A 13596-nucleotide genomic window follows, 5' to 3' on the forward strand; every position below is an offset into this window, starting at 1 on the left:
GCCCGAGGGCCGTCACCCGCTGTTCGGGGGTGACGGCCCTCGGGCGTCGGGGCTCCGCTACTCGTCGTCCGGCACCTGGGCCTTCAGCGGTGCGGTGGCCAGGGGCAGGACGTACTCGTTCGCCATCCGTGCCAGGTGCAGGGGCAGCGGGCGGGCCAGGGGCGGGTAGTCGTCGTGGAAGCGGAGCTGGTGCGCGAGGGTGGCCCATTCGGCGGGCCGGTCGGCCGGGCGGTCGGTCCTTCCGGCGTCGGCCAGGGCCTTCTCCGACAGGCAGCCGAGCACGGTCAGCTCCAGATGGACCGGATTCCACGCGCTCTTGCCGGGAGCCGTACGGCCCGCGGCGGTGGGGACCAGTTTCATCAGGCCCTTGGGCAGCGTCGCCGTGTGCGGTACGTCGGCCGTGCTGGCGAAGACGCGGTTCTCCGGGTCGGACGTGCCCCACACCCCCTTCGCGAAGCCCGCCCGGCCCACGCCGTCATGTGCGTACCACTCGGGGACCTCCTCACGGCCGTTGGCGTCCCGGGCGAGGACGACCCGCAGGTCGGGGCCGTACACCGCGAGCCGTTGGGCGTCGGACGCGCCGAAGCCCAGCATGTCCCGGGCCAGAGCTCCGTTACGGAGACGGGGCCAGCACTGACGCAGGTTTCCGCTGCTCGCCATCAGCAGGGTGGGGCGGTCGCGGAGCTGGTAGAGCAGTGCCCGGATCTGCCGTTCGGCCTCCTGCTGCCCGTCGCCGGTGACCGTTCCGCCCCGGGCGGGGGCGGGCGCGGTGACCGCGGCGTCCCGGGACAGGGCGAGAAGAAGGTCCGGGTAGGGCACCCAGGCCGCGCGTTCGGAGTCCCAGCCATGGATGCCGCCGGGGCCCTCGTCGGGGCGGACCCGTACGGCGACGAGACGGCGCGCGGGGCAGCGCGTGGGGCCCTTCCTCGTGTAGCGCACCAGCCACAGGGCGGCGTACTGCACGTCCTGCGGGATGCCCGGCCCCACCCGGTGCGCGGGAGGTGCGGTCGCCCCGAGCTGGCGGAAGGCGTCGAGCCACGCCGAGCGCGCCCGGTGCGGGAGTGTGTCTTCGGCGTCCCCGGGAAGACCGATGAACTGGCTGAGCCGCCCGCGGCCCGCGAAGCCGAGACGCAGCGCGTGCTTCGGATCGGAGTCGAGGGCCCGGAAGTGGTCCTTTCCCCCGAGCTCGATGATCGCCATCCCCCGTACGTCCCTCGGCCGTTCGACGCGGTCGGCGATGAGTGCGCCGCGGTCGGCGATGGCCTCCGCGAGGCGGACGGCACGCTGTCGTCCGCGGTCGCCCGGGAGGTCCAGCGGTGCGGCCAGTGCTCCGGCGTGGCCGGTCCGGACCCGGATGTCGAGACCGTCGGCCTGCCAGTGCCAGGTCTCCTCCGTCCGGTCGCCGGCCGCCCGGCCGTCGGCCGCCCGGCCGTCGGCCGCCCGGCCGTCGGCCGCCCGGTCGCTGTCCTTGCGGTCGCTGTCCTTGCGGCCGGGCGGCAGTCCGATCAGCTCCGGGAGCGCGGCGATCAGTTCCGCCCGGGTCTCGGGCGACTGCCAGAGGATGTCGATCTCCAGCGGGCTGCCGTCCAGGGCACTCGCCAGCGCCTCGCGGCGCGCCGCCGCCCGGCGCGCGTCGCGTGAGGCGGCATCGCCCGCGGGGCCGGACCGGGGCAGGAGCACGGGAGTGTTGTGCCGGGTGACCCTGGTCAGGTCCGGGACGCGCCGGAGCATGGGCCGTAGTCCTTCCTCGGCCCAGGCGTCCAGCTCCGCGCGCTCCTTGGGCATCAGTCCGGGGCCGACGCTGTGGGGGCCGAGGGCCGGCCGGTAGACGATTCCCGCGGCGATGTCCTGGCGTCCGTTGATCCACTTCTCCGGCTCGGTGAGCAGATCCCCCGGTTCCGGATAGCTGTGCACGATGTCCAGGTCGGGCAGGACCAGGGCGGGGCTCCGGCTGCGCCACGCCAGGCGCCCGCGGCCGCGGTCGAAGGCGAACGAGTTCTCGATCAGCCGCTCCCGCCGGTCGGGCAGGTCCGGCCAGGGCAGTGGCGCGTCCAGCAGCACGGTGACCCCCCGCAGGTCTTGGGACCGGGCCTCCGGCCGGGTGGCCCACCGGCGGACGCTGGTCGAGACATGGACCCGGAACCGGCCGGCGAACGGCACGGTCTGGACGCTGACACCGACCAGGGCGGAGTAGTACCAGGTCCGTTTGCGGTGCTCGTACCGCTGCGGCGGCCAGGAGACCAGCTCCGCACCGTTCTCGCGGCTCACCACGCGGAAGCGGAGTTCGGCGCCTCCGGTACGGAACGGGCGGGCGGCCAGCCGAAAGGCGATCCACTCCGGGAGCAGGCTGTACAGCCGCTGGGCGGGTTCGGCCGTGCCGCCCGCCGAGACCGTCGTCTCGGTGAGGTCGACGGGTACGGACTGCCATGGGGGCAGGTCCTCCAGGACCGCGTCGAGGCCCTGGAACAGTTCGTCCTCCCTGCTCGTGGCGTCGGCCGTCCCGTCCTCGTCCTCCGGTGCCGGTGTCCGTGACAGACCGGCCGCCCAGGTGCTGATCAGTGGGGCGATCACCTCCCTCGGAACGGGCTCACGCCCGTACAGCCAGGGGAGCCGGGGGTCCGCACCCGCGTTGCGCGCGGTGGCGACGACCCCGGGGGCCATGGCCCGCAGCAGGGAGTTGAGCCGGCGGAACGGCAGCTGCACGGGGTCGTCCCCGCAGCGGCGCGTGCGGGCGTACAGGGACGTGAGCTCCGCCCGCAGTTCCTCGCTGAACGGCATCACGTACGGGGATTCGGTCCACGGCCCGTACGCGGGGTCGGGTTCGTAGGCTGCCGTCCTGATCACGTGGTACACGGGGTGCTCCCTGATTCGTCGGCGACGGGGCCGGGCTCTTCCGGTTCACCGGTGGGCGGGGCCGGGTGCAGACAGCGGTTCAGCATCAGCCACAGCGGCCCGTACAGGGCCTCGGTGATGAACCGGTCGTGCTCCGACTTCTCGCCGGTACCGGCGAAGTAGGGCCGCAGTACGTCCAGCACACTGTGCAGAAGGCTGGATTCCGGTGTGTCCGGCCCTGGTGGCGTGGCGGACGCGCACGGTGCGAAGGCGGCGTCGACGAAGACCACGCGGGCAGGCACGCCACCCCGCACGAGCCGTCCGATGACCTGCCACATCAGAACGAGCAGGTCCCAGGTGACCTGTTCGCGGTCGTCCCCGAGCCGGCTCCAGGCCATGCTGCGCTGGAGCACCTGGTACCAGCGCGAGCGCGCCCGCCGCCGGACCTCTTCGGCGCCCTCCTCCACATGCGCGCCACCGCGGACCCAGGAGGCGAAATCGCCGCTGTCCCCCGCCCGGACGATCCAGTCGTTGATGGCGTGGACGGCGAGCCCGAGATCGTCGGGGTGCGGATTCGGACGGGCGAGGAAGTAGACCGTACCGATGGCCGCCACGGCTTCGTCGTTGAGGATGTTGTGCCCCCGCTCGACCGCGAGGAGCGGGGCCACGAGGATGTCGGCCCGGCAGTCCTTCAGCTGCTCCACATCGCCCCGGCGCAGCACCCGGGCGTGGTGGTCGCCGTCCCCCTCGCTGTCGTCGTCGATGTCCTCGTCGTCCGAGACCAGCCGCAGGACCTTGTTCTTCCAGCGGGAGTTGAGGGTGTGCAGGGTGTCCGCCACCACCCGCGCCTCTTCGTAACTGCCCACCAGGAGCAGGATGTGGTCACGTCCCTCCGGGAGCGACAGCAGCTCCATCTCCAGGGGGCCGCCGTCCTCCTCGTCCTCGTCGACGCTCGCTCCCAGCCGTGTCGCGATGCGGCGCAGCATCTCCGGCCGGTCCTCCTGGGCGGTTCCCGAGATCCGCAGGGCGGCCCCGTCCTCGGTGATGAACTCGAACCGCATCTCGCTCCTCCCGGCGATGCGACGGGTCACCTCCGGCGGTGGCTCGATGACCACTCCCACGTCGACCGGGATGTGGTAGCGGCTGGACCGGCCGGCCCAGCTGCTGCCGGACATGAGAAGGACATGGGCACCCGGCCTGCCGTCCACGGCCGCCAGATCGGGCATCGCCCGGAGCAGTTCGCGGCCGACGCCGCTGCACCGGAAGAACTTCAGCTCCCCGCTGCGGACTCCCCCTTCGTCCCGTCCTCTGACGTGGAACTGGAAACCGAGGACATTTCCCATCGGCGCCTCGGGGACCATCGGTCCGTAGTCGGCCGGGCGGCGGTACATGGAGTTGTAGTCCAGTCTGAGCGCCGCCTCGACCCGGGGCCACATGGCGTTGATCAGCGCGAGTTTCGGTTCGAGGGCGCACAGCAGAAGGGTGAACTCGAAATGCCGGGCGAACTCCGATTTCCAGCTTTCCGGGCTCTGCGGCGGCCGGGGCTCCTTCCTCCGGCGCGGCCCCTCCTCCCACTTCCTCAGCGCGGCCCTCCAGACGGCCAGCTCCTTCTCGTACCGGGCGTTCCGCGCGGCCATGAACGGTTCGTCCAGCTGGAAGACCCTCTCCATCACCGTCACGAGGCGCCGCCTCGTATGGTCGGGATTGCTGGTGTGCAGCACTTCGTTCAGCAGACCGGTGAGTTCGGCGAAGTCCTCCGAGGTCAAGCGGAAGCGGTCCCCGAACGGGTTGTCCCGGAAGGCGTCCAGCCGGGTGCCCAGTGCCTCCCTGGCGGCGGTGTCCGAACCGGCCGGCCCGCTCCGGCCGTCGTCCTCCGGGAGCGGATAGCGCTCGTCGAGCAGTCCGAGCTGAAGGGTCCAGGCGCTGAAGTAGCCGGTCCTGACCCAGGTACGCAGTTCGTGGCTGCCCACCAGCATGGCGTAGAGGCGGTCGGTCGCCGCCCCCGCCGTGTTGAGCGCCGCCGAGAAGTTCTCCACTTCCCGGTCGGAGAGCTGGGTCCTGCCGCCGACGGAGAACTCACGCGTCTTGTGCCCGCTCAGCTTGTCGATGAAGCCGTCCTTGTCACCGCCCGCGAGCAGGACGGCCGGGGCGAACGACTGGTCCCACTGCATCTGGACCCGGTCCGCCTCGTCCACGATCACAAGGTCGCTGCGCCGGCAGGCCAGCTCCAGATAGCGGATGCGTTCGCCGTTCTGCGGACGCGGCGGGCGGGCGTCGATGAGACCGGCCTGTGTGGTCACCCAGATGTCGGCGTCCACGAGTTCGCGGGCCGCGTGATGGCGGGGGCAGACCGACCAGTACGGGCAGCTGACCGTCTGCTTCTGCCAACGCACCGCCCCCTGTCCGTCCGTGGGTCCGGGGCGGCGGGAGGTGGGCTGGAGGCGGTTGCAGGGCGCTTCCCCGAAGCCGAGCGGCCCCTCGCCCGGTGTGCCGCGGCGCAGGACGTTCAACGCGCAGGAGGTGCCGAGGTAGTCGAAGGAGGAGTCGTCGTGGGCGAGCAGCCGGTGCTCGCCCCGCCCGGCCAGTCGCCGGTGCAGCCGCTGGGCATGCCGCTCCCTGCCCGACGCCCCGAGAACGGGAGCGGCCGCGCCGTCGGTGTGGACGTTGTAGAGCTTGACGAGCTTGAGCACTTCGGTGACATCGCCGACCACGACGGTGACGCGCCCGGGGACGGGCAGGGTGGCCAGGTGGACGGCGATGATGTCGCGCAGGGTGCTCTTGCCCGCCCCGACGATGCCCAGAAGGTGCTGGATCCGGTCGACGGTGAAGGTGGTGGACGGTCCGAAGCCGTCGCCCTGTCTGGTCGAGAGGCCGAAGGCCCGCAGCCTGCCGGCCCAGTCCTGCCCGGACTGCCGGGCGTCCATCCGGGCCGCGGTCCGTTCCAGCTCGGCGAGGCTGAAGGTCAGCGGTTCGCCCCCGCCCGGCGGCAGCCTGTCCACGTCGTGTGCGACGAGGGGTGTGCCGGGTACGGACGGCAGGTCGACCAGCGCCATGTTGCGGCCGACCGGAAACGCGTGCCGGCCGGGCCCCGCCCGCCGGAGCCGTTTGCCCGTCAGCGGCGGTGCGAGCCTCAGCAGTTCGTCGTAGACCTGCCCGCGCCCGTGCGCGACGGACGTCCCGCACGCTTCGGCGGGCAGGTCGGGGTCGGGTACGTCGAAGACGCGCAGCGGACGGGGGAACCGCTGGTACCGCTCCAGCGCCTCGCGCCAGGCCCGGCGCCGGCGCAGGGTCCACAGGGAATAGCGTGCGACGTGGAGCGTCCTCTCGGCGTCCGCCGGCATCGGGGCACCCCACGCGGTGGCGAACGGGTACCCGCTGAACAGCACCCACGCGTGCGCCGCGGGGCTGTCGGGCATCAGCCTTCGCTGTAGGTGCAGGCCGAGCTCGACCTGACACAGGGCTTCCAGCGCCGGGCTGCGCACGGTCGGCCCGGCATACGCCTTGAGCTCCTCGACGACCTCGCCGAGCGGCTGGTTCAGGCTACGCATGGTCCCTCTCCGTTTCCTTCGCGGTGCGGCAGGCCCGTACGTCGCGGACCAGGTCCTCCGGGGCCGTGAGCACCGGCCGCCCGCGAGGACCGGTGTGCACCGCCTTCTCGAAAGCCGCCCGGTAGACGGGGTCGTCCGCCCGCCTCCGGGGCACCACGACGAACGTCACCGGGGACGGGCCGTCGGCGGATTCGTCGACCCGGGCGGCGAGCAGGGCGGGCTGCTGCCGGTCGTAGACGCGCATCAGCCGGTCCGGGACGTCCGCCCGGCGGATCCGGTAGGAGCCGAGGCCGGACGGGCTGAACTCGTGGACGGCCTTCGCGCGGGTGAGTTCGGCCAGTGCCGCCCGCTCGGTCGGGCCGGTCAGGGCGAGGAAGACCCGCAGGCTCCGCCGCAGCAGGAGGGCGTGGCCGGGATCGCGGACGAGCCGGAGGGGAATCCCCGGCGGGCAGTCCTCCTTCTCGCACCAGGCACCCGGCCGGCCCGCCCGCTCGTCGCCGTTCCGCGCGGGAAGTCCGCAGGTCCCGCACAGGAAGAGCGTCCGCCCGCACCGCAGGGACTCCGGTACAGGTCCGTACAGGCCCTTGACCCGGTCCCAGACCGCCTTGTTCCAGCGTCCGCGCCCGTGCTGCATCCGGTCCGTCTGGCTGACCAGGGGCCGGTCCATCAGGAAACTCCGGCAGCGGCGGTACTCCACGGCCGAGCCGCAGCGCGCCTCCAGCCCCGCCATGAGGCTGATCGCCTCCTGCTCGATCCGCCCCCGCGGACCGGCGGAGGCCAGCTCCAGGCAGGTCCTGGTGGGCATCGCCCCGACCGGGTGGACGAGCGTGGCGTCCGGGGAGACCTGATCCGGCGGGACCCGGAACAACGGGTCGCCCGCGGTGGTCCGCCGGCACCAGGAGAGCAGCTCCGGAACGCTCCTGGGCGGTGTGCGCCCCTGACCGAGGCAGTGCAGCACCATGCGGTCGAGCGCGAGCTGGGCGTCACGCGGATAGGGCAGCGAGAAGGACCGCAGCCGCTCCTGGCCGGAGGTCTCGGCCACCACACGTGCCAGCTCGGCGAAGAGTTCCTCCCCCTGGTGGCTTCCGGCCGGCGGGCCCGTCCGCGGCGCCGGTACCCGGGGCCTCACGCCGCCACGCCTTCCCCGGCGCCCGAAGGGCACCAGCGCGCCACCTCGCACCGGGCGCACTGGGGGCCGGGCCGGGCGGTGTGCGTGTCGTCCCGGTGCCAGTCGGCCGCCAGACCGCTCAGCACCCCCTCGGCGGCCGCCCGGACGGCGCGGTCGAAGGGGTCGATGATCTCCAGGTCCGCTCCGCCGGGGCGGAGTACCTCGATCTCGATCCGCGAGCGCGACGGCGAACCGCCCATGGTGCCGTCGGCGACGAGCGGAACGGCGAGCGCCAGCTGCGGGTAGTCGTCGAGAAGCCCGCCGGACTTCCGGCGCTCACCGGCCGACGTCTTGGTCTCGCGCCACACCCAGGAGTCACCGTCCCGGTAGAGCAGATCGGGTGCGGCGATCACGACGGCGTTGCCCGTCGCGTCGTACCGCACCACCCGCGGCTCGGCGCGCAGGTCGCTCCTGTCCCGCACGCACAGCAGGGGGCAGACCGCCGCGTGCCGGCGGAGCAGGAGCACCCCCAGTTCGCGTTCCTCGTCCGGCAGCGTGAAGCCTTCGGGAACCCAGTGCGCGGGCACATTCACGGTGCACGGCCGGAGGGAGCCGTGGCCGTGGCGCTCCGCGAGGTAGGCGTGCACGGCGCGGCCGCGCTCGGCGGCGGGGCCCCGCTCCACCGCGTCCAGGGTGGGCAGGTTCAGCCTGCGCAGATGATCGCGGGCCAGGCACGCCCGGTAGTTGCGCCCGTTGGTGACCGACCAGGTGCGGCGTGGCCTCCCCGGCGTGCCGACCCCCAGCAGACCCGGCGCCTTGCGCAGGGCGGGGCAGACGGCGAGGTACGCGCAGCCTCCGCACGCGGAGCCGGGCCGGTACTCGTGGTTGTCCAGCAGCCGGGCCAGGGCGGTGGCGCCGTGGGTCCGGTACCGCTCGACGGCTTCCGCCCGGGTGCCGTCGAACAGCGTGCGCACCGCGCCGTCGAGGAGCGCGAACTCCACGACGCGTACGTGCTCGGGCGGTGGGCCCGGGGTGCCCTCGGCCAGCACCAGCGCGGCCGCGGCGGCATGTGCCTCGTCCGGTGCCGTATCGCTCAACCGGTTGACCGGAAGGCGCAGTTCGCGCCGGGTCCCGTCCGCCGACCGCAGGCAGCGGCCCCAGGCGGTGATGCGGTACTGGCGTGCGCCCCGGCCGTCCGGGACGGACAACTGGTGCCGGTAGGCCCAGGGTTCCGGGGCCTCGGCGAGGGGATCGTCCGGATCCGGCGGGAACGCGGCCCGGTACATGGACACGGCGTGCGCGGTCCACTGCCGCAGACCGTCGTGGACGGTGGCCGTCCGGCGTCCGGCGCCGGGGTCCTCCGCGCTGTCCGGGGCCGCGCCCCGTACCGCTCCGTCGTCCGCCGCACCGCGGTCGAGCGCGGCCATCATGGGGCCGAGGGCGAACTGTTCCAACAGTTCCCGGCCCCGCGGGGAGGGGCGCTGGGGGCGATAGCCTCGTGCCTTCAGCGCGTCGGCGGCCGGGCAGCGGTATGCGTTGCTCTTGAACATGCCCAGGGACACGTTGATGACATCGGACTTCCGGTACAACCCGTCGGGGGGTGTCCAGGATTCCGCCATGGTGACTCCCTTTCTCAGTCGATTCCGGCCGCACACAGGGTGCGGCAGAATTCGGAGGTAGCTCGATGACGACGGTGAAGAACATGGTTCTGGGGCGCTATGAGTTGATGGACATGGTGGGCAGCGGGGGCCAGGGGGAGCTCTTCGCGGGCTGGGATCTCGGAACGGACCGGAAAGTCGCCATCAAGCTGCAGAAACCGCGCGAGTTCGAATCGACACGGCACTACGGCGAGATCGCCCAGGAACTCGCCGTCGAGGGCGGTCGCACGAAACACCTCGCGGGAATCGAGGGAATCCCCGGATTCCTCGCGAGCGGCCATTATCAGAACCGGTACTGCATCGTCCTGGAATTCGTGGACGGGGCGGCCCTGTACGACACGATGATCTCCGCCAGGCCGTTGAAGGTGTCCACGGCGGCCGCGGTCATCGGCCAGCTGTGCGAAATCCTGCATCAGGTGCACACGCGTCGGCTCGTCCACCGTGATGTGAAGCCGGAGAACATCATCCTGGAGCCGGACGGCCGGGTGCGGCTGATCGACATGGGACTGGCCATCGAGATCGGCGAACCCACCGAGCGGGGCTGCGGAACGGTCGGTTACGCGCCCCCCGAGCAGTTCGACGAGAATCCCGACGGCGTGACCCCGCGAGCGGATGTCTTCGCCCTCGGCTGCCTGCTGCTGGAGATGACGGTCATGCGGTTGCCCTATGCCGGTATGGCGGAACGGCCCGAGCCCGATTGCCCGGTCCTGCCGCCCGACCGTCTGCGGCTGGTGCCGGAGCAGATCCGGTCCCTCGCGCTGCGGATGGTGGACCGCGAGCCCGCGAACCGTCCGGCGGACGTGCTGGAGGTCTTCCGCCTCCTCCGCCCGCTCCTCCTCCCGCCCGGCTCGAAGCCCCCGGGCAAGCCGCTGGACCCCGATCCGACCGAGTTCTACCGGACCGGACGTTCGGCGCTGTGGCCGCTCGGCGACCCGGTCCGGTGACGGCCACCCGAGCTGCCCCGGCCGCCCGCATCACCCCCGTCACCCCGGTCACCCGCGTCACCCCAGATTCCTCAGCTGGTCCTGTACGTCGCGCAGCCCCTCGCCACCCATCGACTCCAGCAGCTCGACGACGCGCTCCAACGCCTCCACGGCCTCGGGCACCCGTCCCGCCGCCGTCAGCACATCGGCGTAACGGCGCAGCGTGCGGGCCTCGTTGGGCCAGTAGCCCAGGTCGCGGTAGATGCCGATGGACCGCTGGTACACGAGCAGTGCCTCGTCGCGCTCGGACCGGGACAGATGGATCTTTCCGAGCGTGACCAGCACATTGGCCGTTCCGTTCAGGTCGGTGGTCGTCTCGAAGATCCGCAGGGCGTCACCGCAGTCGCGCAGCGCGGCGTCGTACTCGCCGTGGTCGTGACGCAGGGTGCCGAGCCCGTTCAGCGCCGCCGCCTCACCCACGGGGTCGCGCAGGTCCCGGAACATGTCCAGCGCCTTTCGGTAGTCCTCCCGCGCGGCCGCCGCCTCGCCCCGGCGGCGCAGGGCGATGGCCCGCATGTGCAGGGACCGGGCGAGGCTCAGGCGTCCGGCGTCGCCGGCTTCCAGCCCACTGAGCCGGATGGCCTGGCCCAGGTGCGACACGACCTGCCGGTCCGAGCCCATCCTCATCTCGCTGCCGGCCAGCATCCGGTGGACCATGGCCCGGTCACCGGGCGAGGCGTCCTCCCGGGACGCCGCCACGGCGGGCACGAGATTGCGGTACGCGGCCGCGTGGTGGTTGCGCCGCCACTGGTAGGTGACCAGAGCCATGGGAAGGAGCCAGATGTAGCGGTTCAGCCCCTTCTGAACGGCCAGCTCGATGCCCCGCACGACCGCCTCGTACTCGTCGTCCAGACAGGACATCGCCTCTTCCTCGTCACGGGGATCGACGATCCCCCTCATGGCGTCGGACAGTTCGATGGGCAGCGTCCTGCCCGAGTCGAGCACCTGGTCGCAGACCCCCGCGTACTGAAGCTGGTACTCCAGCACCCGGCGCACCGTCGCTTCCTCCAGTCGCCCGCGCGGCCCGCCGGCGGCCGAGGGGTCCAACTCGTGCCGGGCGTAGGCCCGCACCAGGTCGTGCAGGCGGTAGCGGTCGGACGACAGCTGTACGAGGTTGGCCCCGACCAGCTCCTCGATGGCCCGGTCCACATCGCCGCCCGCGCCCACGCTCCCGAGGTCGACCGCGGCGGACCAGCTGATGCCCGGCCCCGGATGGACGGCGAGCTGCCAGAGGAGGCATTGCGCCTCCGGCGACAGGGCCCGCGCCGAACAGTCCAGGGCCAGCCTCACGGAGAGGTCGTGGCCGGACCGGTGGAGTGCGTCCAGCTTCCGCCGCTCTTCCCGGAGTTCCGTGACGAGCGCGCGGATCCCGTCCGAGGTACGCCCCTCGATGCGCTTGGAGACCACCGTGAGCGCCAGGGGCAGACGCCCGCAGAGTTCCACGAGTTCACTGATCAGATGCCCGGCCCTGAGCCGGCTCCGCGGGGGGATCACCTCGTTCAGAATGTTTTCCGCGGTCTCGCTGTCCAGCGGTTCGATCGGCCTCATGTACACCTCCTTCCGGGCCCGCAGACCCGCCAGGCTGTCCCGGCTGGTGACGATCACGGCGCAGGCGCCCCCGCCGGGAAGGAGGGGGAGGACCTGTTCCGCGTCGGCCGCGTCGTCCAGGACGATGAGCACGGACCGGGTGGCCAGCGCCGTGCGGTAGGCCGCACTCTTCGGTTCGAGTCCGGTCGCTTCCGTACGCACCCTCAGGGCCTCCAGGAACTGGTCCAGAACCTGTTCCGGGTCGGCCGGGGCCGTCCTGCTGTCGGCGACGCCGTGCAGTTCGGCGAAGAGCGTGCCGTCCGGGTAGTCCCGTTGGACGAGTTCGCCCAGGCGGAGCGCGAAGGCGGTCTTCCCCACCCCCGGCATGCCGGTCAGCGCGATCAGCGCGCTGCTGACCTGCTCCCGTCGCGCGCCGAGGAACTCCCGCAGCGGGGTGAGATGTCCGTCCCGGCCGAGCACCGGCCGGCCGGACGCGGGCAGCTGGGCGGGAACGGGGCGCAGGGGTCCGGCCCGACGCGATCGCCGGCCGGACGAGCTCCCGCGCAGCTCCCTGATCGTCTCGATCAGCTCCGGATCCCTCGGCTCCCCGTGCCGCTCCCGGCGCTGATTGAGCAGCTTCGTCAGGGCTGCCCGCGAGAGCGTCGGGCGCTGCCCGATCAGGTGGTACCGGAAGATCCGCTCGTTCTGCGGAAAGCGCCGGAACAGGGTGGCGGCCTCTTTCCGGAGCCAGGCGTGCAGACCGGCGTCGTGTGCGGCGTCCAGGCGCATGATCGCCGCCACCAGCCATTCCATCCGCAGTTCGGAGCGCCGTGCCTCGAACGTGGCCGGGAGCCCCAGAAGCGCCTCCCCGTGCGGCCACGCGGCCATGACCGGGTCCAGCGCGTCGAAGCACTGTTGCCCGCGCAGCGTGGCCGCGCGCAGAACCCCGTCACGGAAGCGGAAGAGATCCAGGCTGTCACGGGGCAGAACAATCGAACATTCGCGCAGCCTCATACGTGGCACACCGGGAACCACATCCCGGAGAAGCTTCAGCCACTGGCTGACGGCGTTGTCACTGACGGTCCTGTCCGACCGGAGGACATGTTTGACCTCTTCGACCGTGGCCCGGCATCCGTCCGCGGTGGCCAGGAGAGCGAACAGGGCGGACACCTTGTCCGCGCCCCGCACAACGCGCTCACCAGCGACAAGGACTTCGACCTCCCCGAGCACACGTGCGCGTACCTCCCTTTCCTCGTGCTTCCCCTCGTGCGTCCCGGCCGCACCGTCCGCCGTCCCGAGCAGCATGTTCTGCCCCCTCAGCACCCCGACTCCTCACGCACCCGTCCCCTGCGCCCCTTCCGCATCGCCCTCAGATTCACCTCAGAACACGCCGCCCCTCCGTCCGAGGAACCCGGGCACGATGCCGTCATCACTCGGCGCGCCGCTCGGCCGAGCGGCCCGAACCGAAGCGCTTCCGCCAACTTCCCTACGCGGTCGCCGCCGTGAACCGGGTGATCACGACACGACTCCACCAGCCGAGGAGAGACCGATGACCAACCGCCGCCGCCCCCGCCGCGGAACCCGCGCCCTGCGTTCCTCGTCGATCCCGTCGACCAGGCGGCTGATCGACAAGGCCAAGCCGCAGAGCCCGGAGGCTCCGCCGGCCGCCGCCCCCACCACCCCGGAGTCCGAGCAGGCGTAACCGCTCACCCTTCCGCCTGCCGACGCATCAGGGTGCCCGCCGATGTGCGGGCACCCGCACCTTCCGCGCCAATCTGCCCACCGGGTCGGCGGGATCCCCTGTGGTCCTCCCATCCACCCGCACACCGCAGCGCGTCACTTCAGCACTCCACGCCAACAAATCTGTGACGCGTGGGACTGGTGCCCGTTTTATCCACTCGCCGTCCACGGCTGAGCTGTCCCAGAGAGCACACCCTCAA

At 72.1% G+C, this 13596-nt stretch carries 7 protein-coding genes; 2 read left to right on the forward strand and 5 right to left on the reverse strand.

Annotated features, from left to right (window positions below):
- Positions 1 to 57: 57 nt before the first annotated feature.
- From OHA98_RS29925 to OHA98_RS29940, 4 genes are read right to left on the reverse strand one after another with little or no spacing between them, the layout of a single operon-like run.
- On the reverse strand, positions 58 to 2844 hold the full coding sequence (locus OHA98_RS29925) for a DUF3962 domain-containing protein (RefSeq protein ID WP_266930065.1): 2787 nt from the start codon (positions 2842 to 2844) through the stop codon (positions 58 to 60).
- Positions 2841 to 6380: a hypothetical protein gene (locus tag OHA98_RS29930; RefSeq protein WP_266930067.1), complete on the reverse strand. Its 3540-nt coding sequence runs from the start codon at positions 6378 to 6380 to the stop codon at positions 2841 to 2843. Before OHA98_RS29930 ends, OHA98_RS29925 begins: the two co-directional genes overlap by 4 nt.
- Positions 6373 to 7509 carry a hypothetical protein gene (locus OHA98_RS29935; RefSeq protein ID WP_266930069.1) on the reverse strand — a complete coding sequence of 379 codons (1137 nt, stop codon included), beginning with the start codon at positions 7507 to 7509 and terminating at the stop codon, positions 6373 to 6375. Before OHA98_RS29935 ends, OHA98_RS29930 begins: the two co-directional genes overlap by 8 nt.
- Positions 7506 to 9107 (reverse strand): PD-(D/E)XK nuclease family protein, encoded by a 1602-nt coding sequence (locus OHA98_RS29940; RefSeq protein ID WP_266930071.1) that lies wholly within the window; start codon positions 9105 to 9107, stop codon positions 7506 to 7508. Before OHA98_RS29940 ends, OHA98_RS29935 begins: the two co-directional genes overlap by 4 nt.
- A gap of 65 nt (positions 9108 to 9172) precedes the next feature.
- On the opposite strand from OHA98_RS29940, the gene OHA98_RS29945 reads away from it, so the two are divergent.
- Positions 9173 to 10090: a serine/threonine-protein kinase gene (locus OHA98_RS29945; protein ID WP_266930072.1), complete on the forward strand. Its 918-nt coding sequence runs from the start codon at positions 9173 to 9175 to the stop codon at positions 10088 to 10090.
- 57 nt (positions 10091 to 10147) lie between these two features.
- Here OHA98_RS29945 and OHA98_RS29950 read toward each other — a convergent pair whose 3' ends face one another.
- The gene (locus tag OHA98_RS29950; protein WP_266930073.1) at positions 10148 to 12979 is read right to left on the reverse strand and encodes a tetratricopeptide repeat protein; all 2832 of its coding nucleotides are present in this window, start codon (positions 12977 to 12979) and stop codon (positions 10148 to 10150) included.
- A gap of 226 nt (positions 12980 to 13205) precedes the next feature.
- Between OHA98_RS29950 and OHA98_RS29955 the strand changes: the two genes are divergently transcribed.
- Positions 13206 to 13358, forward strand: a complete 153-nt coding sequence (locus tag OHA98_RS29955; protein ID WP_266930074.1) for a hypothetical protein — start codon at positions 13206 to 13208, stop codon at positions 13356 to 13358.
- Positions 13359 to 13596 lie beyond the last annotated feature (238 nt).

The sequence above is a fragment of the Streptomyces sp. NBC_00654 genome, from assembly GCF_026341775.1.
GTDB lineage: Bacteria > Actinomycetota > Actinomycetes > Streptomycetales > Streptomycetaceae > Streptomyces.

Bases quoted from the DNA above. Each gene is read 5' to 3' on its own strand.
- OHA98_RS29940 (WP_266930071.1), bottom strand. From the start codon at position 9,107: ATGGCGGAATCCTGGACACCCCCCGACGGGTTGTACCGGAAGTCCGAT.
- OHA98_RS29955 (WP_266930074.1), top strand. From the start codon at position 13,206: ATGACCAACCGCCGCCGCCCCCGCCGCGGAACCCGCGCCCTGCGTTCC.
- OHA98_RS29930 (WP_266930067.1), bottom strand. From the start codon at position 6,380: ATGCGTAGCCTGAACCAGCCGCTCGGCGAGGTCGTCGAGGAGCTCAAG.
- OHA98_RS29945 (WP_266930072.1), top strand. From the start codon at position 9,173: ATGACGACGGTGAAGAACATGGTTCTGGGGCGCTATGAGTTGATGGAC.